This window comes from Actinopolyspora sabaoui (assembly GCF_051225635.1).
GTDB lineage: Bacteria > Actinomycetota > Actinomycetes > Mycobacteriales > Pseudonocardiaceae > Actinopolyspora.
Genome location: NZ_JBMIHH010000005.1, coordinates 245550 through 267321, shown reverse-complemented (window position 1 = coordinate 267321; position 21772 = coordinate 245550). Strand labels below are relative to the sequence as shown.

Annotated in this window: 18 protein-coding genes, 1 tRNA gene, 1 pseudogene and 2 riboswitches; of the genes and pseudogenes, 10 read left to right on the top strand and 10 right to left on the bottom strand. The window is 67.3% G+C overall.

The annotated features are described in order from the left end of the window. Nucleotides 1-27: 27 nt before the first annotated feature. Nucleotides 28-1116, bottom strand: coding sequence for a ribonucleotide-diphosphate reductase subunit beta (locus ACOQFL_RS11240; RefSeq protein WP_435544072.1), 1089 nt, complete (start codon nucleotides 1114-1116; stop codon nucleotides 28-30). A 129-nt stretch (nucleotides 1117-1245) separates the two neighbouring features. Then, complete coding sequence (locus ACOQFL_RS11235) at nucleotides 1246-3723, bottom strand: ribonucleoside-diphosphate reductase subunit alpha (protein WP_435544071.1); 2478 nt, start codon at nucleotides 3721-3723, stop codon at nucleotides 1246-1248. Nucleotides 3724-3866: 143 nt separating this feature from the next. Next, nucleotides 3867-4100, bottom strand: a riboswitch (cobalamin riboswitch). 33 nt (nucleotides 4101-4133) lie between these two features. On the opposite strand from ACOQFL_RS11235, the pseudogene ACOQFL_RS11230 reads away from it, so the two are divergent. Then, nucleotides 4134-4418, top strand: a pseudogene (locus ACOQFL_RS11230) (SAM-dependent methyltransferase); the annotation flags it as partial. A 279-nt stretch (nucleotides 4419-4697) separates the two neighbouring features. Here ACOQFL_RS11230 and ACOQFL_RS11225 read toward each other — a convergent pair. From ACOQFL_RS11225 to ACOQFL_RS11215, 3 genes are all read right to left on the bottom strand, one after another. Beyond that, nucleotides 4698-5699: an Acg family FMN-binding oxidoreductase gene (locus tag ACOQFL_RS11225; protein WP_435544070.1), complete on the bottom strand. Its 1002-nt coding sequence runs from the start codon at nucleotides 5697-5699 to the stop codon at nucleotides 4698-4700. 299 nt (nucleotides 5700-5998) lie between these two features. Next, nucleotides 5999-6937, bottom strand: coding sequence for a heme o synthase (locus ACOQFL_RS11220; protein WP_435544069.1), 939 nt, complete (start codon nucleotides 6935-6937; stop codon nucleotides 5999-6001). Then, nucleotides 6934-7317: a DUF3817 domain-containing protein gene (locus ACOQFL_RS11215; RefSeq protein ID WP_092975737.1), complete on the bottom strand. Its 384-nt coding sequence runs from the start codon at nucleotides 7315-7317 to the stop codon at nucleotides 6934-6936. Before ACOQFL_RS11215 ends, ACOQFL_RS11220 begins: the two co-directional genes overlap by 4 nt. A gap of 935 nt (nucleotides 7318-8252) precedes the next feature. Between ACOQFL_RS11215 and ACOQFL_RS11210 the strand changes: the two genes are divergently transcribed. The 5 genes from ACOQFL_RS11210 (at nucleotide 8253) to ACOQFL_RS11190 (ending at nucleotide 13112) form a co-directional block, all read left to right on the top strand. Continuing rightward, a complete protein-coding gene (locus ACOQFL_RS11210) occupies nucleotides 8253-9329 on the top strand; it encodes a DivIVA domain-containing protein (protein WP_435544068.1) in 1077 nt (358 codons plus the stop codon). Between the two features lie 4 nt (nucleotides 9330-9333). Next, nucleotides 9334-9978 (top strand): hypothetical protein, encoded by a 645-nt coding sequence (locus tag ACOQFL_RS11205; RefSeq protein WP_435544067.1) that lies wholly within the window; start codon nucleotides 9334-9336, stop codon nucleotides 9976-9978. Nucleotides 9979-10144: 166 nt separating this feature from the next. Beyond that, nucleotides 10145-11308 carry a coiled-coil domain-containing protein gene (locus ACOQFL_RS11200; protein WP_435544066.1) on the top strand — a complete coding sequence of 388 codons (1164 nt, stop codon included), beginning with the start codon at nucleotides 10145-10147 and terminating at the stop codon, nucleotides 11306-11308. 102 nt (nucleotides 11309-11410) lie between these two features. Then, a complete protein-coding gene (locus ACOQFL_RS11195; RefSeq protein WP_435544065.1) occupies nucleotides 11411-11899 on the top strand; it encodes a hypothetical protein in 489 nt (162 codons plus the stop codon). A gap of 73 nt (nucleotides 11900-11972) precedes the next feature. Then, nucleotides 11973-13112, top strand: a complete 1140-nt coding sequence (locus tag ACOQFL_RS11190) for a polysaccharide pyruvyl transferase family protein (RefSeq protein WP_435544064.1) — start codon at nucleotides 11973-11975, stop codon at nucleotides 13110-13112. Between the two features lie 335 nt (nucleotides 13113-13447). Here ACOQFL_RS11190 and tenA read toward each other — a convergent pair whose 3' ends face one another. The 3 genes from tenA to ACOQFL_RS11175 all read right to left on the bottom strand — a co-directional run bounded on the left by tenA (nucleotide 13448) and on the right by ACOQFL_RS11175 (nucleotide 15737). After that, nucleotides 13448-14173: a thiaminase II gene (gene tenA, locus ACOQFL_RS11185; RefSeq protein ID WP_435544063.1), complete on the bottom strand. Its 726-nt coding sequence runs from the start codon at nucleotides 14171-14173 to the stop codon at nucleotides 13448-13450. 175 nt (nucleotides 14174-14348) lie between these two features. Beyond that, on the bottom strand, nucleotides 14349-15170 hold the full coding sequence (gene thiD, locus ACOQFL_RS11180; RefSeq protein WP_435544062.1) for a bifunctional hydroxymethylpyrimidine kinase/phosphomethylpyrimidine kinase: 822 nt from the start codon (nucleotides 15168-15170) through the stop codon (nucleotides 14349-14351). 132 nt (nucleotides 15171-15302) lie between these two features. Next, nucleotides 15303-15401: riboswitch (TPP riboswitch) on the bottom strand. A 93-nt stretch (nucleotides 15402-15494) separates the two neighbouring features. Further along, entirely contained in the window at nucleotides 15495-15737 is a 243-nt protein-coding gene (locus tag ACOQFL_RS11175; RefSeq protein WP_435544061.1) for a biotin/lipoyl attachment domain-containing protein, read from the bottom strand. Nucleotides 15738-16056: 319 nt separating this feature from the next. Here ACOQFL_RS11175 and ACOQFL_RS11170 point away from each other — a divergent pair, with 319 nt between their 5' ends. Then, nucleotides 16057-16797, top strand: coding sequence for a hypothetical protein (locus ACOQFL_RS11170; protein ID WP_435544060.1), 741 nt, complete (start codon nucleotides 16057-16059; stop codon nucleotides 16795-16797). A 108-nt stretch (nucleotides 16798-16905) separates the two neighbouring features. Here ACOQFL_RS11170 and ACOQFL_RS11165 read toward each other — a convergent pair whose 3' ends face one another. Beyond that, complete coding sequence (locus tag ACOQFL_RS11165) at nucleotides 16906-17310, bottom strand: hypothetical protein (protein ID WP_435544059.1); 405 nt, start codon at nucleotides 17308-17310, stop codon at nucleotides 16906-16908. Nucleotides 17311-17599: 289 nt separating this feature from the next. Between ACOQFL_RS11165 and ACOQFL_RS11160 the strand changes: the two genes are divergently transcribed. The 3 genes from ACOQFL_RS11160 to ACOQFL_RS11150 all read left to right on the top strand — a co-directional run bounded on the left by ACOQFL_RS11160 (nucleotide 17600) and on the right by ACOQFL_RS11150 (nucleotide 20204). After that, on the top strand, nucleotides 17600-19141 hold the full coding sequence (locus ACOQFL_RS11160) for an AMP-binding protein (protein ID WP_435544283.1): 1542 nt from the start codon (nucleotides 17600-17602) through the stop codon (nucleotides 19139-19141). A gap of 211 nt (nucleotides 19142-19352) precedes the next feature. Further along, nucleotides 19353-20000, top strand: coding sequence for an oligoribonuclease (gene orn, locus ACOQFL_RS11155; protein WP_435544058.1), 648 nt, complete (start codon nucleotides 19353-19355; stop codon nucleotides 19998-20000). Between the two features lie 128 nt (nucleotides 20001-20128). Further along, nucleotides 20129-20204, top strand: a tRNA-His gene (locus ACOQFL_RS11150). Nucleotides 20205-20423: 219 nt separating this feature from the next. Here the strand turns inward: ACOQFL_RS11150 and ACOQFL_RS11145 are convergent. Continuing rightward, entirely contained in the window at nucleotides 20424-21461 is a 1038-nt protein-coding gene (locus tag ACOQFL_RS11145; RefSeq protein WP_435544057.1) for a methionine synthase, read from the bottom strand. Between the last annotated feature and the right edge of the window lie 311 nt (nucleotides 21462-21772).

Genomic DNA, 21772 nt, shown 5'->3' with positions numbered 1-21772 from the left:
CCCGGTGACCCGAGCGGGACGCCCTGCTCAGTCCCACTCCAGCGCCGCACCGGACTGGTACTCGGTCACCCGCGTCTCGAAGAAGTTCTTCTCCTTCTTCAGATCGACGGCCTCCGACATCCAGGGGAACGGGTTCTCGGTCTCGGCGAACACCGGTTCCAGTCCCAGCTGGTCACAGCGGCGGTTGGTGATGAAGTGCATGTACTCGGTGCACACCTCGGCGTTGAGCCCCAGCATGCCTCGCGGCATGGTCTCGCGGCCGTAGGCGACCTCCAGCTCACAGGCCTCGCGCAGCATCGTACGCACTTCCTCCTGGAACTCCGGTGTCCACAACCACGGATTCTCCAGTTTGATCTGGTTGATGCAGTCGATCCCGAAATTGAGGTGGATCGACTCGTCCCGGAGGATGTACTGGTACTGCTCGGCGATACCGACCATCTTGTTCCTGCGCCCCAGCGACAGGATCTGCGCGAAGCCGGTGTAGAACCACATCCCCTCGAAGATCACGTAGAACGCCACGAGGTCGCGCAGGAACGCCTGGTCCGCCTCCGGCGTCCCGGTGGCGAAGTCGGGATTCTCCAGGTTCCTGGTGTACCGCAACGCCCACGAGTCCTTGTCCGAGATGGACGGAACCTCGCGGTACATGTTGAACAGCTCGCCCTCGTCGAGGCCCAGACTTTCGCAGATGTACTGGAAGGTGTGGGTGTGCACCGCCTCCTCGAACGCCTGACGGAGCAGGTACTGCCTGCACTCCGGATTGGTGATGTGCCGGTACACCGCCAGCACCACGTTGTTGGCGACCAGTGACTCGGCGGTGGCGAAGAAGCCGAGATTGCGCTTGAGCATCAACCGCTCGTCGTCGGTGAGCCCGTCCGGGGACTTCCACAGCGCGATGTCGGCCTGCATGGACACCTCGGTGGGCATCCAGTGATTGTTGCACCCGGCCAGGTACTTGTCCCAGGCCCAGCCGTACTTCAACGGCAACAGCTGGTTGACGTCGGCGCGGGAATTGATCATCGCCTTGTCCGCCGCGTCGACCCGGGATCCGGAACGGTCGATCTCCCCGAGTCCGCTGGTGTCGGGGCTGGCGGTTTCCGGCACGTTCAACGAGGTCATACTGGCTTCCGGTCCTCCTGTGAATGATTTCCGCGAACCTTTCCGGCCCGCTGCGGTGCCCAGTGCTCTCGCTGGGACACCTCGAGACTTTCCCGGTGGGGCGAGCTCACCCGCGCGCTGTCCGTCCGCTCATTGGCAGACTTCGCAATCGGTGTCCGCCACGGCACAGGCCGAGCTCTCGCCCGTGCCATCGGCGGGGATCACGGTGGGTGAGACCGCGTTGAGCTTGCCGTCGGTGCCGCGCAGCGTGCTCTTCTCCACGTCCGAGGCGCTGCTGGAACGCAGGTAGTAGGTGGTCTTGAGCCCCTTGCGCCAGGCGTTGCGGTACTGCCTGTCGAGTTCGCGTCCGCTCGGCCGCGCCAGGTACAGGTTCAGCGACTGGGCCTGGTCGATCCACTTCTGCCTGCGCGCCGCGGCCTCGATGAGCCAGTCCGAGTCGATCTCGAACGCCGTGGCGTAGAGCTCCTTGAGTTCCTCCGGGATTCGCTCGATCGATCCGAGAGCACCGTCGTAGTACTTCAGATCGGCCACCATGCGCCGGTCCCACAGCCCCGCTCGCTTCAGGTCGTCGACCAGGTGCGGGTTGATCACGGTGAAGTCGCCGGACATGTTCGACTTGACGTAGAGGTTGCGGTAGAGCGGTTCGACGGACTGCCCGACGCCGCAGATGTTGGAGATCGTGGCGGTGGGAGCGATCGCCATCACGTTGGAGTTGCGCATTCCCCGCAGCCGCACTTTCTCCCGCAGCGACTGCCAGTCCAGTGTCGAGGAGCTCGACAACTCGACGTCCCCGTCGCGTTCGCGCCGCAGCAGCTCCAGCGAGTCCAGCGGCAGGATCCCCCGACTCCACAGCGAACCCTCGAACGATTCGTAGCGGCCGCGTTCGGCCGCCAGTTCCGAGGAGGCGGAGATCGCGTGATAGCTGATCTCCTCCATACTCCGGTCGGCGAACTCCACGGCCCGTTGCGAGGACATCGGGATGCGACGCCTGAACAGCGCGTCGGTCAGTCCCATGACTCCCAGCCCGACCGGCCGGTGCCGCAGGTTGGAGTCGCGTGCTTCCGGAATCGTGTAGAAGTTGATGTCGATGACGTTGTCGAGCATGCGCACAGCGGTTCGGGTGGTGCGTTCCAACCGCTCGCGATCGATACCGTCGGCGGTGACGTGGTTGGCGAGGTTGATCGAGCCCAGATTGCACACCGCGACCTCGTCCCGGTCGGTGTTGAGCGTGATCTCGGTGCACAGGTTGGAGGAGTGCACCACCCCGGCGTGCTGCTGCGGGGAGCGCAGGTTGCAGGGATCCTTGAAGGTGATCCACGGGTGGCCGGTCTCGAACAGCATGGTCAGCATCCGGCGCCACAGGTCCACGGCCCCCACCTCGCGGTGGACCTTCAGCTCGCCGCGCTCGGCGGCGCGTTCGTACTCACGGTAGCGCTCGGCGAACTCCGTGCCGTACAGGTCGTGCAGGTCACCAACCTCGTCGGGGGAGAACAACGTCCAGGTGCCGTCGGCCTCGACCCGCCGGAGGAACTCGTCCGGAACCCAGTTCGCGGTGTTCATGTCGTGGGTGCGCCTGCGGTCGTCGCCGGTGTTCTTGCGCAGGTCGAGGAACTCCTCGATGTCGATGTGCCAGGTCTCCAGGTAGGCGCACACCGCGCCCTTGCGCTTGCCGCCCTGGTTGACCGCCACCGCCGTGTCGTTGGCGATCTTGAGGAACGGCACGACACCCTGGGACTGCCCGTTGGTGCCGTTGATGTGGGCACCGATGCCGCGTACCGGTGTCCAGTCGTTGCCCAGTCCTCCGGCGTACTTGGACAGCTTGGCGTTGTTGCCGATCGAGTGAAAGATGTGCCGCAGGTCGTCGTCGACGGTGGTGAGAAAGCAGGACGACAGCTGGGGACGGGTGGTTCCCGCGTTGAACAGCGTCGGGGTGGAGCACATGAAATCCATGCCCGACAACAGCTCGTAGAACTCCACCGCACGACGGCCGCGATCGTCCTCCGCCAGCGCGAGCCCCATGGCCACCCGCATGAAGAACGCCTGCGGCAGCTCGTAACGCATCCCCCGGTCGTGCAGCAGGTAGCGATCGTAAAGGGTGCGCACCCCGAGGAAGTCGAACAGCGTGTCGCGTTCCGGGCGCAACGCGGCGCCGAGTTCTTCGAGATCGAACTCACCCAGCCGCGAATCGAGCTGGCCGATCTCGATGCCGTGTCGCACGTAGCGGGCGAAGTAGTCCGGATAGCGGTGCCGCATCTCTTCCTGGTCGGCCTCACGCTGCTGTCCCTCCAGGAAGCTGAGGGCCTCGCGGCGAAGGTCGTCCAACAACAGCCGGGCCGTGACCAGTGAGTAGTTCGGTTCGGCTTCGACGAGCGTGCGGGCGGCCATGATCAGCGCGCTCGCCAGCTCGTCGGACGAGATACCGTCGTAGAGGTTGCGCCGCACCTCGCGCAACACGTGCTCGGCGGACACGTCCGCCAACCCGGCACAGGCCTGTTCCACCACTGTGGACACCCTGTCCCAGTTCAGTGGTTCCGATTCCCCGAGCGGGCCGCTGACGCGGATGTCGAGGGCGACGGAAGACACGACGGCGTCGGACAGTTGAGTCACTGTGCACTCTCCTCGCGAGTTCGAACCGATGCCCGGACCGGGCGGGAACACACGAGGCCCGCGGGACACGGCACCGGATTCCGGGGCACGCGTCCGGCCAAGTTCGCGCGGACCCTCCCTCGAGGTCGCGGACGGCGCGCACGCTCGTGCGCGCATCGACGGCAGGTCTTCGGACTCACGGGCTTCCGGCGGTTCGACCGCCGGTCCTGATAACCGTCGCTTCCCGGACGAATCGACGTCCAGTGCTGAAACCACCCTGGGGGTGGCACGGCGTTCGTTCCCGTTTACCGCTGCGGGGCAGTCCCGGAGTCGCACCGGGTTCCCTGTTGGCACACCGAATCGTTCGAATCCGGTGAACCGCCGACATCAACACACTACATGTTGACTTGTTGGATCTATGCAACCCCCACATGGGCTACCGAGCTTTTGCTGCCCGGGTGTACGACCACTACCTGGGTGGAGCCACCAACTTCGCGGCCGATCGTGCAGCGGCCGAGGCCGGATCGACCGCGAGACCACACGCTCGCGAGTACGCGCGGGCCAACCGGGCCTTCCTCGGACGACGCGCGGTCGCGTACCTGTCCGCGCGGGGGATCGACCAGTTCCTGGACCTGGGGGCGGGCATTCCGACCGTTGGCAACGTGCACGAAGTGGCCCAGTCGCTCAATCCGAGTACCCGGGTGACCTACGGCGATCACGAACCGGTGGCGGTGGCCCACGCACAGCGACTGCTCGCCGACGCCGAGGAGGTCATGGCCCGCACGCCGACACCGGTCAGCTGGCGCCCTCCGCACGAGATAACCGAGTTGATGGGGCTACGAACTGGTGGACCCCGGACTCGTACCGCTGCCGAGCTGGCACCCCGGACACTGTCACCCGCGAGGCGATCGAGGTCTCGAACGCGTACGGAGCGGCGGGACGTCTGGCACGCTGAGACAGCCCCGGCAGGCCACGACCTCGAACCTCGGACAGCCTCAGAAACGGCGCTGACTCGGCACCGGAACGGGATAACCGAACCTGAGCAACGCGTGCGGGGGCCCCGGCAGTCCGAGTCGGTCCCGGAGTCCCGCGCGCACCTCGGTGAGGTTGAACGGTTGCGTGATGACCGAGGCCACCAGGCCCAGGCTGGTGGCGGTGAGCCAGGCGAACTGCATGGCTTCACCGGCACGGAGGTGCGCGGCGGGTTCGTCGGTGCCGGTGGTCAGCACCATGATCGACTCATTCGCGATCCACTCGGAGAGATGCCGTTCGTCGGGCAGCCTGCTGCTCGAGCCGACGAGGCCGACGGCGGCCACACCCTCGCTACCGAGATCCTCGGAGGCGATGCCGCCTCCCGGGTCCACACCACCCTGTCCACTCACCAGCCACATGGCCAGTTCCCGCTGGTAGTGGCGGTCCCTGCGGTGCACTCGAGCCGCGTAGCCCAGGATCTCGGCAAGGGTCCTGGCCTCCTCGATACCGGTTATCCAGCGCGCGTGAACCTCGGAGGAGTTCCCCGCCGCCAGCAACGCCTCCCGCCCCACGTGGGGGAGCTGCTGTTGGTGGAACGGCCTGCGATAGCTGGCACGCCGGGGGATCGCCCGGAAGCGCTGCCCCTCGGAAACCGTCGGCTGTTGCCGATGCGTGGCCCCGACGGTGGCGACCAGCCGGGGATCGTCGGATTCGCTTTCCTCCGGTCCCCGTCGAATCTGGGCGGCCCAGCCGCTCGCGCGCACCGCGAGGAACAGGTTGGTCACCGCGGCGCCGCAGGAGAGCCGCCGATCCCTGCCTTCCGGATCGTGCTGTTCGAGTGCCACGTCGGGTCGCTCACGCAGCAGGGCCGTGCGATCACTCGTCGTCAGTTCCCAAGGTTGGGTATTGTGCACCGAGGGTGCCCGGGCGACCGCGTCCTCCAGGCTGTGGACCTCTTCGGGTGACCAACCCTGTTCGGTTGTGGAAGTACCGGCTCGCCGCCGGTGCGGTCTGAGCCAACTCATGGTCGACCCCCTGGGACACGAGTGTGCGCTCGCCGCGATAGCGCGATCGATCGGCACCAGTGGCGGCCGAAGTGCCGGGCGGGATCACCGAGCGCGAAAGGGCCGGATATCGAAATCCCAGGGCTCACTATGCCGCCGTGCCGGGAAAGCCGCAGCGCGGTTACCGGGCACGAGCGGAATTCGACGGATATATGCCGGCGGAAAAGCGCGGGCGGACGGTACCGCGCTCAGGATCGGCGAGAGCAGTGCCAACCGCACGAGCTCGGACCGCGACGGGAGCACCATCCGTGCCGGACTGATCAGCCGAGCACGGGCAGCCCGATCGCGGCGTCGACGGCCAGTGCCAGGAACAACCCGCTGAGGTAGCTGTTCGACAGGTGGAACAGCCGCATCGGGTTGACGCCGCGACCACGGCGCACCCCCTGGTGCAGTCGCTGTGCCATCACCAGGAACACCGCACCGATCGCCACGGCACAGCCGACGTAGATCCAGCTGGTGACCGGGATCAGCAGCAGCGTGCTCGCCACGGTGGCCCAGGAGTAGGCCAGGATGCGCGCCGAGACCTGCCGCGGAGTCGCCACCACGGGAAGCATCGGCACGCCCGCCCGTTCGTAGTCCTCGCGGTACTTCATCGCCAGGGACCAGAAATGCGGGGGTGTCCAGAGGAAGACCACGGCGAACATCACCACCGCGGGCCACTCCACGGTTCCGGAGACGGCGGCCCAGCCGACCAGGACCGGCATGCAGCCGGCGGCGCCGCCCCAGACGATGTTCTGCGAGGTGCGCCGTTTGAGCACCAGCGTGTAGATGAAGACGTAGAACAACGTGGCCGAGAGCGCGAGCACCGCGGCCAACAGGTTCGCCCCGCCCCACAGCACGGCGAACGATGCCACGCTCAGCACGAGCCCGAACACCAGGGCGTGAGTACGCGGCACGCGGTAGCTGACCAGCGGGCGGGACTTGGTGCGGTCCATGACCGCGTCGATGTCCGAGTCGGCGACGCAGTTGAGCGTGTTCGCACTGCCCGCTGCCATGGCTCCCCCCACCAGGGTGACCAACACGAGCAGCAACGAGGGGACCCCGCGTTCCGCCAGGAACATGGCCGGAATCGTGGTGATCAGCAGCAGCTCTATGACGCGTGGCTTGGTCAGTGCCAAATAGGCGCTGAGCACACCGCGCGCCCCGGCGCGGCCCGCGGAGCTTTCCTCGTCCCCGGTGGATCGTGTCGCGGTCGTCATGTCTGCGCCGACCCGGTCTGCTGGGTTGTCCCGGCCGCGGGACCGTACTTTGCTGTGCTCCACACGCGGAACCACTGAACCACCTTGTGCTCGGCGAAGAAGGCACCGAAGGGAATCGTTCCGGCCAACAGGACCAGGATCATGGGCCCGATGGGGACCCGCAACAGCCGAGTGATCAACAGTGCCAACACCAGATAGACCATGTACAGCCAACCGTGGGCGATTCCGATGACGGTGGTGGCGGTCTCGCCGACGTGCTGCACGTCGGTGCCGCTCGGCCAGCCGTACTTGCCCACCATCGCCACGCACAGTGCGATCAGCAGCACGGCCGTCACATACGCCATGACCCGGTAACCGGTCAGCAGAACACTCGGCTTCACGACAACTCCCTCAATCCCGCCTCGTGCCTCCACCACGACCCCGGCGGCGGTGTCCGTCCCGTTCGTGGGCCGATGGATCGACTGCCGTCCGTGGCACGCGGATGAGGCGGGCCACCGTGGCTGCCCGTCGCTGAAGACCGTACGCCACGGCTCACAGCGACTTGCGACTACCTGACACCGACAGTGGTCTCGGCCACTTCGGGCGGGTACAACGGCACCCCGAACCGCCGGGTTCACGCGATGCACGGGGACGCCCCAGGCGGGTCACCGCGAGCGCTCCGGGCTGCGCCGCGGCACGGCCATCCCCGGAGCGACCACCACGCGCGAGCGACCCCAGCCGGGCCGCCGCCGTCGACGAACGATCGGCGAGCCGGGATAGCGGTCTCCCGCTACCGGTGCTCGCCGAGTGGGCCGAGTGGCGAGTGGGCCGAGTGGTACGCCTCGGCGCCGAACTCGTAGGAACGCGACTCGGGCTTCCGAGTGGCGAGGGCGGCGGTGATCATCGACTCGTCGGCCGGTGGTGGCTCGGAGTTCGTCGCCTCGGCACGCCCGGTCGCGCGGAATGCGGTAGACCGCCTCGGACCGCGGTTGGCGATGCACGCCTGTTCGGTGAACTCGTGTCGGCCACCTCCTTCGAGTTGGGAGCCTACTCGTACCTCCGGAATACAGTCGCAGCATGCTCAGCGCGGGTCAGGGAATTCGTCGAGCACTGCCACACGTTTCGTGAAAATTTTTCCTATCGATTTCGTATTCGCCACGATTTCGCGCGTAACATCCGCGTACCTACCCACAATAAAATGAATTTATTTCATTCAACGAGGAGTCTCGCTCGTTCGAGTGAGAACGCGGACGTGCGCATCAAGCATGCGCCGGAAAATCCGTCACTCCGCTTAGGATCACCAGCAGCACAGTGTCGAGCGGAAGTGCGGTGGACCATGGAAGACGAGGCCATCGTTCCCCTTAGGCCGGGGTTCGACAACGAGTTCCGCGGATTCAACCGAAAACAGGTTCTGGAACACATCGAACTGCTGGAGGACCAGATCCGGATCCTGGTCACCGACAGGGACGAGGCGATCCGGCTCAACGAGGACCAACGGCGCATCACCGATGAGACGCGCAGGCAGATGGAGGAAACCGCCGGTGAGTTGAAACGGGTGCAGAACGCCGATACCGGGCAGCCCTACATCACCGCGCGGATGCAACACATGCTGAACATGGCGGAGGAAGAAGCCACCGCCATTCGTGAGCACGCCAACCGTGAGGCCGAGACGATCCGCGGCGTCGCGGAGACCGATGCCGAACGCGTCCGGACCGAGGCGGAGAACCGCGCGGCCGAACTGCGCCAGGAGTGTTCGGAACTCGTCGACGACCTCGAGGAACGCAGAAAGCGTCTCGACGAGGAGCACGCTTCGCGTTCCGCCCAGGTCGAGGCGAGGGCCGAGCAACTCAAGCAGTCCTACCGCAGTACCTACGAAGAGGCCCTGACAGCCGCGCGCAGGGACGCCGACGAGCTGCTCCAGAACACTCGTCAGCGCTGCGGCGACTTGGAGGAGGACGCCCGTCGCAGGCACAGCGAGCTCATGAGTGAGCTGCGTTCCCGCGCCGAACAGCTGGAGGATCTGCGCAGCAGGTTGGTGCAGAACATGGACGCGGTGGCCACCTTCGTCGGGCAACAACGCGACGTACTCAGCGAACAGCCCCGACCGCTGTTGATCGTCGAACAGCCCCAACGGGAGACGGACCTCTCCTACGCCACTCCCGGTGGTGGGGCAACCGGTGAGACACGCGAAGCGCTCTCCCCCGCCGAACCGGAAATGCCGCGGGAGTCGGTGGAGGAACGCATCCCGTTCCAGCCGGACCAGCAGGCCGCGGAGACCGGCAATCGGCCGATCCCCGTGAACCCCGTCACCGAGGACGACCCGGTACACGACGAGGTCCCCGTGCTGAACAGGGCAAACCCCCTGGGTACGGACGGCGAGAACCACCCCCATTCGGTCGACTACGGACACTGATTCGATGACTGCTGAGCTGATCCCGTGGGCTCCGGCCGGATGGCACCTGCTCCGGCTGGGGCTCGCGGTGCTTTCCGGAGTCCTACTCACGGCGCTTCCGGCCGCGATCCTGCTCTTCCGAGCACGGCGACGGCAACAACGATTGCGCAGGCAACTGGCCAGACTGACCACCTCGACGGCCCTGCTGAGCGGTTCGGGACGTAACGGGCAACCGAGAAGGATCGGAAGGGGAGCTCCGCAGGAGGACGACGCGGAGCGCGTCGAGTCCTCCGAGGCAAGCGCGGCGGAACCGGATAACCGAACGGACCCGACACGGGACGAGGGTCCTCGGAACCGGCCGGTCACTCCTACCGGGGTGGAGGCACCCACCGAACCAGACGCGATGGCCGGAACCGATGTGTCGGAACAACCCGCCCGAACCGAACAACCCACGAACCCCGGGAAGTCGAACGCCGGGGACTCGCCCCCCGGGAGCCCCGGTGCCGAGTCCCACTTCGGCAGCGAGGAGAGCGCGGAGCGGTTCCACCGGGAGTACATCCAACCGATGGACGACAGCAAACAGCGGCTGGAGGAACTGCGCATGCGCCTGACCGGCGAACTGCGGATGGAGGAGAACGGTCATTCGAGCAACGGCAGGCAACAGCGGTAGCGCCGGAGCCACCCGGCGGCGAGCCGAAATCCCACCGGGCGCGGCACGCCGATAAGCACCCCCTCGTGGGGACCAGCGATCCCACGTCTCGATCCGATACGGCAATCCCACTCTCGATCATCATCGAGCCGATCTCGTAGGGCAGTCGCGGACAGGAGGATTCGACATGGAAGACGCCGCCGACGCCGTGGTTCCGCTCCGGCCCGGGTTCGACGTCCAGTTCCGCGGATTTCAACGTGAGCAGGTACTGGAGCATCTCGAGGTGCTGGAGAACCAGCTCGAACTGGTGACCATAGATCGCAACGAATCGGCTCGACTGAACTCGGATCTGCGCGAGCTCTACGACCGGACCCGTCAGGAGCTGATCGAGACACAGCAACGCCTGCACCACGTGGAGTCCTCGGAAACGGGTCTACCAGCCGCCTCCCAGCGGGTGCAGGAGATGCTGGCGCTCGCCGAGCAGGAACTGCGGACCATCCGCGAACAGGCAGGGCACGAAGCGGAAGTGATCCGCGGTTCCGCCGAGAGCGAGGCGAACCGGCTGATCGAGCAGGCCGAGGACACCGCGGGTGAGCTGCACGGGCAGTGCGAACGACTGCTCGCCGAGATAGAACGACGCCACGAACGGTTGCACCGCGACCGGGCACGACAGCTCAACGAACTGCGGGAACGGGAACAGCGGATGCGCCGGTCCGTCCGGGACGCCTACAAGTCGTTGATGAACGCGGCGCGGCGGGACGCGGCCGAGCTGGTGGAACGAACCCGCCGCGAATGCGGTAAGCAGGAAGCCGAGGCGGAACGGCACAGGCGGGAAACGCTGGAGGAAATCACCCGGCACCGCACGGAGCTGGAGTCGCTGCGTGATCACGTGCTGAACACGCTCGACACGGCCAGCAACACCATCGGCGCCTCCGCGGTCTCACTGCGCAAAGCGCCGGAGCAGGACGAAGCGCCGACACCGGAGGATGCCGGGCAGCAGGGTACGGCGCGGTACGACAGCACTTCCGGAAAGGAGGAGCGGGAAACGGCCGAGGCCGACCGGAAATCGGACGTGACCCGTTTCGTCACCTCGCCCACTTCGATCCCGGTACAGCTGACTCCGATCCTCCCCGAAGCGGAGGACGGCACATCGGAACCGGCCTCGGGTACCGACGGTTCCGCCCCGGAAACCTCGGTGATGGCGAGCGCCCCTGATCCACGCGTGGGTGATTACGAGCGCCCGGGGGGAGAGCAGTCGGATGCGGTGGTGACCCCCGAGGAGGGACTCACCACCGTCACCGGCGCGGCTTCCGGATCGCTGGAAGAGCAGGATCCCGCCGGTCGGAACTGACCAGGCACGGCAGGCGGAAGCGACACCGAAGGACCGCCCCACTCCGTTGACCGCGCTCGGGTGAAGGCCGTCCCGAAACAGCAGAGAGGAGCACACGCGACGATGGCGCTGGCACAGCTCACCTTCCCGGCGATCGACCTGCTCGCACTAACCTTCCTGGCCGGTTTCGGTGTGGCCACCTTGGTGTTCGTGCCGCTGTGGCGGCGCGAACACCGTCGCGGCAACCGAGCCGCGGCCAGGTCCCGACGACAGGCTCGAGTGGTGAGCGACGCACTTCAGTCGAGCCCGCCGACAGCGAGCCCGACCACGGCGAACATGCCGACAGCGAACGTGCCGACGCCCCCACCGGCGAGCACACCGGAGAATCGGCATCGGAACGAGGCCGGGGAGACCGATCCGGAATCGACCCTGCCGGACCACGAGGACGCGGCGAGCCCCTGGAACACCGAGGAGGCCGACCTCGGCACCGGACGTTCGTCCAACGCTCGCAGGAGCGAGCGGATCGAACTGTGCGCCGCCAAACACCGGGTACGATTCGGGCAGGCGAAAGCTCGGCTGCTGACGATCAGCAACGAACTCGAGCTCCACTGAGCGACGGCGCCGCGGAACGACTCCGCCGCGGTTCGTGAGCCTCGCTTCAGCACGGACCGGCCGAGGAGTACGTTTGACCGAACCTTCTCCGCAACAGGAAATCGTGTACCTGGTCGGCACCACCGGCCACCCCAACTACGGTGACGAGCACATCGCCGCCTGCTGGCTGCGCCACCTGGCACGCCAGGCACCCGACTCGGAGGTCTGGCTGGACTGCCCCAACCCCGGGCCGAGCGAGGTGCTGCTGGGGAAACTGCATCCGCACGTGCGGTTCACCGACACCCTGTGGCGACTCTGCTGGCACGCCGACTCGCGGGAGCCGTGGGAGGTGGCCTCGTTCGTGCGCCAGGCGATCCACGACCCCGGGACGGCACCACGCTGGGTCGCGGGCGTGCTCGCGGCCACCGGGGCGGACGTGGTGCACGTAATCGGTGGTGGCTACATCAACGGAATCTGGCCGCACCATCTCGGGCTGCTCGCGGCGGCCGTGGCGCTGGGGGAACGCTCCGGTGCGCGGCTGGCGATGACCGGACAGGGCCTGACGCCGTTACCCAGCGAGGCGAGGCCGTTGTTGAGTGCCCTGGCGAGGCGGTTCGACGTGGTGGACGTGCGGGACACGCCCTCGCTGGACGCGCTGGCCAACGTGCCGGACGTCACCGACACCGGCGACGACCTGTTCTTCGGGATCACGCCCCACATGTACCGGCAGGACGACTGTCCCGAGGTCATGATCTGCGTGCAGTCCGACCTGCTGAGCATGAGCCGGGCCGCGCTGGCCGGTTTCGTACTCGAGACCCTGCGGCACTGGAAAACCCCCTCCGAACGCATCGGATTCGTGGAGGGGATGCCGCTGGTGGATCGCGAGATCTACACCCTGCTGAAACACGAGTTACCCGGGGCCCGTTTCTACCCGTTCTCCGAGATCATGAATTCGGGCCTGCCCGCCAACGCCGAACAGCGGTGGTTGTCCACCCGGTTCCACACCCACCTGGTCGCCGCGGCGAGCGGAGCGGCCGGAACCGCACTGGCGATCGACGCCGACTACTACACCGGCAAACACGGTTCACTGATCGCGAGCGGGTCCGGGTGGTCGCTGAACACGGATCTGAGCATCTCGGTAGCCAAGGAGCCCGCCGGTGGATTCGATCTCGGCACGCTGGACTCGCTTCGCTCGGCCAAGGCCGAACTCGCCGCCAAAATCTACTCCCAGTAGAGCCCTGACCGGTCTCCGTAGCTACTCACTTGGCGGAACCTCCGGGGGCGCCTCGCTGCGGGTGCCCCGACATCGGGTAGCGACCTACACAACGTCGGGGCCGTCCTCGCGAGGCACTCCCCGGAGAACCCGCGGCGGTGCCGACTGCCGGCGCGGTCGGAGTGCGGCTACTCGTCGGTGCTGGCGGCCCGGCGATTTCGCGGGAAATTGACACCGCTCCGAAGCCGGGAGCCTCCCGAGCGGACCTCGCCGTTGAAGTGATCGTTTCGACGCTCACCGCGCCGAAGGCACACACCGAGCGAGGAGTCGACCGGGGACGAACTCCGGTGCGCGCGTCACTCGTGCGGTGCGGGGAGCCAGGCCGCGGTGGGCCAGCTCTCGGTCTCCCACGCGCTGTTCCAGAACAACCATTCGTACTCGCTGCACCGCACGAAGGCCGTGAGCATGCGGCGCCGCGTGTTCTCGTCGGTTCCCGCGGCGAGCCTGTCGGTGAGTTCCCTGGCACCGAGTACCGCGTTGGCGAACTCCTCGTCCGCATAGGTGGCGATCCACCGACCATAGGGGTGCCCGGCCGTCGTTCCGGTGCTCTCCAGAATCGTGCTGCCCACGTGCTGGTACACCCAGAAGCAGGGCAACAGGGCGGCGACCAGCACCGGGTAGGGCTCGCTCAGCGCGGTGGCACGCAGGTAGGAGGTGTAGGCCAGACAGGTCGGTGAGGTCTGGATCCCCGACATCTCCTCCTCGGTGAGACCGAGCTGTTCGATGTAACCGGCGTGCAGTTTGCGCTCCTCGGCCAACGCTCCGTGCGCGCTGCCTGCCAGGAAAGCCGCATCGGCGGGATCGTCGGCCCGACTCGCGGCGGCGGCCAGTGCCTGCGCGAAGCCGAACAGGTAGCGCGAGTCCTGCACGATGTAGAACGCGAACCGGTCCCGTGGCAGGCTGCCGTCGGCCAGTGCCGTGTTGAACGGGTGGTGCACGATCGCACGTTGCAGTTCGGCGGTGTAGGACCAGGCTTCGGCGCAGAAACCGCCGGGTACTGGGTCGGGAAGGCGGTAACTCATGTCTTTCCTCCGCTTCGGCGGTTCGTCGGGGCGGTTTGCGAGGTCTTCCCCTCGTGGGCCGTGTTCCCCTCTTGGGCCTCGGGAGCGATCCCTTCGAGGCGGGCCCACCGAGGAGACGGCGGTGGCAGGCCGGGACCTTCGCGGATGGTGTGCTTCGACGTCATGGACGGAGTGATCAGCTGGGCGGCGTGCTCGCAGCAGGCCACCAGCGGTAGAAGTGGTGCACCGGGCCGTGGCCCTGTCCGACGTCGAGCAGGTCGGCGGCGCGCAGCGCACCGGTGAGGTACTCCTTGGCCTCGCGCACGGCGGTGGGCCAGTCCCGCCCCAGGGCCCGCAGTGCCGCCGTGGCGGCCGAGAGGGTGCACCCCGTGCCGTGGTCGTTCTTGGTCACCACGCGCTCGTGCGCCAACATCTCGACACCGCTCGCGGTGCGCAGCACGTCCACGCTGGACTCGCCCCCCAGGTGACCGCCCTTCAGCAGCACCCGCTCGACTCCCAGCCCGGACAGCCGTTCGGCCTGAGTGGCCATTCCATCGGTACCGGTGGGCTCCGACGTACCGAGCAGATCCGCGGCTTCGGGCAGATTGGGTGTGATCAGGTCAACGCGGGGCAGCAACTCGTCCCGCAACGCGCGGACCGCGTCGGCGGCAAGCAGCCGGTCTCCGCTCTTGGCGACCATTACCGGATCCAGCACGATCTCGCGTGCCGAGTACTCGGACAACACCCTCGCGACGGTTCGGATGATCTCCGTGTCCGAGAGCATCCCGATCTTGACCGCGTCGACCCGCACGTCGTCGAACAGGGTCCGTAGCTGATCGGCCACGAAGTCCGAGGGGATCTCCCTCACCGAGGAGACTCCCGTGGTGGTCTGGGCCACGAGCGCCGTGGTCACCGCCATACCGTAGGTGCCGTGGGCGGAGAAAGTCTTCAGATCGGCCTGAATACCCGCTCCCCCACTGGGATCGGTACCGGCGATCGTGAGCACGTTCGGAATCACTGCTGCCCCTCTCACGGCTGGACGCGCACGGGGGCGTGGCGACGGCGTACGTGGCTCGTCCGGAGCGACCGCACACCGGCCCCGGAACAGCTGGAACCACCCGGCAACCGGGCATGACGGCACACGTACGAGCCGGCAACACCGCGACGTCCCTCCGCTAGTGCGAACTAGTTCAGGTTCGACGGGTCTCTCTCAGCCCGACCGAACGGCCGGGCACCCCGCGTCACTGGCCGGAGAGGGTTCGTTCGTCACCACTCCGGCGAACCTCAAGATAGCAGCGGCGGTCAACGCCGAACGGCACAACGCCGCGTCCGTCCAAGGCCGCTACTCGATCAGGCCGACCGGAAACCCCGGCAGCAACGCCTCACCCTGCCGCACCTGTTGGCGCAGCGTTCCGGTAGCCAGGGAGTGCACCCGGTCACTCCTGCCCGCGGCACGTACTTCCGCCAACGGCTGCCCAGCCCTCACCCGGCTGCCGTCCGCCGCCAACCACCGGACCAGTACGCCACTGGCGGTTTCCGGCATACGACCCTCCGGCTGTTCGGCGCAGTACAGCAACTCCGTCATCCGCTGCCTCCGACTCGCGGCCAACATGAGGCGTGTTCGTCGTCCGGTCGCTGCCAGACCGGACGGCGGGTACCTTCGAAAGGTGCAGCCTCCAAAACACACAGTCCCGGACGCAACACTGTACGGACACCTTTCGCGGAACGCGGGGCACGGTGGGAGCGACCGCCGCACTACTCGGATCCGGACGCCACGGGGGAACCGGCCGGGCACCACATCATGGAACGGCCTCCGGCGAGTTATGTCACACCGAGGGCCGCGGATGCCGCACAGCACTCCGGGATCGTGAGGCCACGCACGACGGCGGACTAGAGTTGGGGCAATGAACAGCACTACCGAAGTACTCAGCAGCACGCACGCCGGGCAGAACCCGGAGCAGGACCCGGCCGCGGTCTGGGAACCGCTGGCGGGACTCGCCGAGGCGGCAGCCGAAACCGCGAGTGGCTCCACCACGGTCGCGATCAACCGTGGTTTCGACCGCAAGGCGCGGGAGCGTGCCCGAGCGCTGCGGCAGCTGCTCGACGAGCGTGGGGTGCGAGCCACCGAGATCACCCCGGCGCCGGACAGCGAGGAACTGCTCGCCGACAGCAGTGTGGACTCGGTGATCAACCTGGTGGGCACGGGTTCCTGGCAGCCCTACCGGCTGGCCGCGAAGGAACGGGCGGCACTGCTGGCGCCGCGCCCGGAGGAGGGCGAGCCGGGCGAGAGCCTGCGGCGCGACGTGATCGCGATGAACCGGCAGGACTCCCGCAGGGACGCCGCGCTGAGCAGGGTCGTGGTGCTTCCGGAGAACGCGACGGAAGGCAGCATCACGCTCAACCGCGGCGGTGAGCCGCTGTCCATTCCCGGTGGGCAGGTCACGATCACGCTGCACGAGGGGCAACTGGACGTCCGCATCGAGGGGCCGGACTACTCCGAGCAGCACTTCACCGCGGACCGGTTGAGTCTGGAGACGCACGGTGGGCCACATCGCTTGATCCGCGACGAGATGCCGATCGCGGAGTTCGAGGGCTCGCTGGATTTCGTTTGCGAGCGGGAAGGTCTGGTCGTTCGGTCGGTCTGACCATCACCCGTTCTTCCGGCGGCTCCCGGGAGCGACCGGAGCGCGCCGAGGAATCGGGCCTCGTGCCACGACCAGCCCGTTCCGGTCGTGGCGAGTTGTCCGAAGCTCTCAACGACCCCGCCCGCCGGTGACCCGAACACCGAGGGTGGCGAGCCCGGCGAGAGCGAGCGCCGGAACCGCCAGCGCCAGTGGTGCGAGTGTCCCGGGCGTGAGGGCGTTGTGGAGAGTCCAGAGCGCGATGCACATCGCCGCACATGCCGCCAGGAACGCGGTGACCGTCAACAACCGACGGCGACGCGGGAGTTCGCGAAGTCTCGCGCGTGCGTGGGAGGGAAGTCGGCCCACGGTCACCGCGATCGGCAGCACAGCCGCCGCCAGGATCAGCAGCCCGAGGGCCGAGTCGACTCGTTCCGGCGAGTCGCCGAGCCCGATCAGCAGGCCCAGCGTTCCCACAGCCAGGATCAGCAGGGCCCGGTCGAGCACTCGCCACAGCCGCGCGTCGTAACCGCTCACCCCGCTGAGTGTGCCAGCCGATTCGGAGATCTGGACATTCCTGACGCCTCTCCCCTTCCTTGCGAGCGCCACACAAGGCATTATCTACTCACGAGTAGATAGAGTTGTGAGGTGTCGCGTGACGAGTGAGCGGACCCCTGAGAGCCGGTCGCGGAGCCCGTTGCCGAGAGCAACCGGTAAACGCCGAGTCGAGCGAGCCGAACAGGGCGCTGTAGCCCGATGGTTCGCACGACGGGCACCGGTACTGCTCGACGCCCTTACCCTGATAAGACAGGGTGTCGTCCGCCCGATGCGGCCGGACAGGCTGCTGCGGATCGCGATGGCCTACCGACGTTGGGGGATCGCGATTCCGCTCGGGTACACGGTGGGCGCGATACGCCACCCCGACCGCCCTGCCGTGATCGACGAGCGCGGTGCGCTGAGTTTCGCCGAAGTGGAGCAGCGCACCACCCGGTTGGCGAACGGGCTGCGCGAGTACGGGGTGAAATCCGGCTCCAGGGTGGCGATCCTGTGCCGGAACCATCACGGTTTCGTCGAGGGCCTGCTGGCGGCGAGCAAACTGGGTGCTGATTCCGTGCTGCTCAACACCGGCATGAGTGCCGAGCAGATGTCGGCCGTACTGGCCGAGCAGAGTGTGGCGGTGGTGATCTCCGACTCCGAGTTCACCGAGGGGCTGCGGCTGCCGGACGGCGCGGAACTGCTCGTGAGCTGGACGGAGAGCACGACGAGCGAGACCACCCTGGAGCAGCTGATCGGACGATCCCCGGCGACTCCGCTGCCCAAACGTCCCCGGCACGGCCGGATGATCGTGCTGACCTCCGGAACCACCGGCACACCCAAGGGCGCGCGGCGTCCCGATCCGCCGAACCTGAGCCCGGCGACGACGATCATGTCCAGGGTGCCGCTGCGCAGCGGTGAACGGATGTTGGTCTGCGCTCCGATGTTCCACACCTGGGGGCTGGCCGCGTTCCAGCTGGGAACCGTACTCGGAGCCACCCTGGTGCTACGCAGAGGATTCGATCCGCAGCAGACTCTCGCCGCGCTGCAGCGACATCGCTGCGGCGCCATGTTCGCGGTGCCGGTGATGCTGCAACGAATCCTGGAACTGCCGGAACGGCAGCGGCGCAACTACGATCACCGCGAACTGCGAATCGTCGCCTGCAGTGGTTCGGCACTGTCCGGCACGCTCGCCACCGAGTTCCAACGGGCCTTCGGGCCGGTGCTGTACAACTTCTACGGTTCCACCGAGGCTTCCTGGGTGAGTATCGCGAATCCGAGGGACCTGCGCACCGCGCCCGGCACGGCGGGCAAACCGCCCCGAGGCACGACGCTGCGGATCCTGGACGAGTCCGGCTCTCCGGTGGACAGCGGCGAGACCGGTGTTGTCCATGTGGGCAACGACATGCTGTTCGAGGGATACACCAACGGCAAGGAAGTCCGGCGCACGGACGGGTTGATGCCCACCGGCGATCTCGGCTATCTCGATCGGGAGGGCCGACTGTTCATCGTCGGGCGAGCCGACGACATGATCGTCTCGGGCGGGGAGAACGTCTACCCCAAGGAGACCGAGGACGTCATCGCCTCGTTCGAGGAGGTCCGCGAAGTGGCGGTCACCGGGGTCGAGGACCCCAAGCACGGACAGCGGCTGGCTGCCTTCGTGGTGCCGCACGACGGCCACGAGTTGGACGAGGACACCGTTCGTGAACGGGTGAGGGAAAAACTGTCCACGTTCGCCCGCCCCCGTGACGTGGTATTCCTGAACGAACTCCCCCGCAACGCCACCGGCAAGGTGGTCCCGAACAGGCTGCCCTTCCGGGACGCGTCACGGTAGAGCTCGTCGGCCGCACGCTGTCGGGGATGCGGTCGGTGGGACCGCTCGCGCGGCAATCGTTCCGGGAGGTGCGACGTCGAACGTTCCACCACACCACGTCGCACCTCCCCCGTCGCGGGTCCAGGTGGCAAGTCCCCTGGGGGAGAGCCGTGGCGTGACGACGCACCGACGGTTTAGCGTGCACCCACCGTGGCGCGTTAGGCTAACCACGGTGAACGATCGTCTAGTGTGGATCGACTGCGAAATGACCGGGCTGGAGCTCGGCAACGACGCGTTGATCGAGATCGCCGCCCTGGTCACCGATGCCGACCTGAACATTCTCGGCGAAGGTGTGGACATCGTGATCCACGCCGACGAGGAGGCACTGCGAAACATGCCGGAGGTCGTGCGGGAAATGCACGACCGTTCCGGGCTGACCGAGGAGGTACGCCGGTCCCCGGTCACCCTCGCCCAGGCCGAGCAGCGGGTACTGGAGTACCTGCGGGAGCACGTGCCGAACGGGCGGTCCGCACCGCTGGCGGGGAACTCGATCGCCACCGACCGCGGTTTCATCGCCAGGGACATGCCGGAACTCGACCAGTACCTGCACTACCGCATGGTGGACGTCTCCTCGGTCAAGGAGCTGTGCCGCCGATGGTACCCACGTATCTACTACGCACAGCCGGAGAAGGGGTTGGCGCACCGGGCCCTGGCGGACGTGCGGGAATCGATCCGGGAACTGGCCTACTACCGGCGCACCGCGTTCGTCCCGCAGCCGGGGCCTTCCAGCGAACAGGCCCAGGAGATCGCGGCGGAGCTGCTGGCCGAGGAGCAGGTCGGCGGCACGGAGCGGGCGAAGCGGCGTCTCGAGGAGGAATAAGCTTCGCCACCTCCGGTTGCGCAGCGAAATCGAGAACACGATCAGCAAAAGGGGATCCCGTTGCGAGCCCGAAAACCGGCCACGCTAGGATGGGATCCGTTGCCCGGCGATGAGCCCGGGTGAGCACGGTGGGTGTAGCTCAGGCGGTAGAGCACTGGGTTGTGGTCCCAGGAGTCGCGGGTTCGAATCCCGTCACTCACCCCACAGAAGGCGGTCCCGAGATCGGTTTCCGATTTCGGGACCGCCGTTTTCGTATCGGACGGCGTTCCCGGGCACCGTTCTCACGAGGTACGCCGAAACCGGGGCGCCCACCACGCACCCCGGTACGCTCGCACCCGACGGCTCGTGACCACCCGGGGCAGCCCGCCGGCCTCGGGCGGGGCGGTTCCGGACCCTCGGTTCGGGGGCAACAGTTCCGGGCCGTCAGTTCTCGGGAAAGCGCTCGGGAAGCATCCTGCCGAGCCTGCCGGTGAGTTCCAGCGCGCGACGCGCCCAGCTCGGTGAGGCCGCCGCCAGACCGCACCTCGGCGTGGGAACCACCTGTTCGGCGAGGATCCGTTCGGAAAAGCCCAACTTGGTCACGAAGGTGCGTACCGGCTCGACCAGTTCGCGCAGCCCCGACTCGCGGCGGGGCTCGGTGGTGGGAACCATGCCCAGCAGCACGGGCAGCCCGGCGTCGAAGACCTCGCCGACCTCTTCGGCGAACTCCTCGGAACAGGCCTCCAGTGTCCCGGCGTCCAGGCTCAGGGCCCCGGCTCCGGCACGGCGCAACATCCGCACGGGCGGCCGTGCCGCGCAGCAGTGCACGATCACCGGCCGCGCCACGGCTTCACCCAACCGATCGATGGTGTGCTCGAGCAGCCGCTGCACCTCGGGCTCCGGGAACGCCGGGACGGTCCCGTAGCCGGAAGGAGTGGGCAAATCCCCGGAGAGCACCGCGGGCAGGGTCGGTTCGTCCAGCTGTAGCAGCGTCCGTCCACCGGTACGTTCGGCAACCAGCGCGGCGTGCTCGCGAACCCCTTCCACCAGTGCTTCGGTGAAGTCGCGCAACGCGCCGTGGTCGGTCAGTACGCGATGTCCGCGCTCCAGTTCGATACCCGAGGCCAGCGTCCAGGGACCCGCGACCTGAAGCTTGATCAGCCGGGGTTCGGTGTCGGCGGCGGTGACTTCCTCCAGGGCATCGAGGTCCCAACGCAGCAAATCCCCCGCCCGCCGCTGGTCGCGCCCGACCGCACGAGCGACCCGGTAGCCGGAAGGTACGACCTCGACAGCCAGGTCGGGCAACATCGCGGCGGTGCGCCCCAGCATGTCCCCACCCACACCACGAGCGGGCAGTTCCGGTATCGGGGTCAGCTCGGGCAGTTCCCCCGCCACGATCCGTGCGGTTTCCAGCGGGTCGGTGCCGGGCATGGAGCCGATGGCGGTCGCGGTACCGGGGTTCCAGGGCTGTCGCTGCGTCACGCGACCATTCTCGCAACCGAGTTCGCGCCATCCGCCAAACGGGAATCAGGCGTTTCCCACGAGAGCGGGTCCACCCCGGGAATCGTCGGACCTCGCTGCCCTCGAACATCGCGTCACGGTCACTTCAACACTGCGACCGCCGAACCCCCACCACTTACGAAGTCGGCACCGCCGCGGGTTCTCCCGTACGGCTCTCGCGAGGACGGCCCCGACGTTGTGTAGTAACTACCCGATGTCGGGACACCCGCAGCGAGAGCCGTGCGAGAGGTTCCGCCACCCGCACCGCCACGCAACCCGAGCCGACACCACCG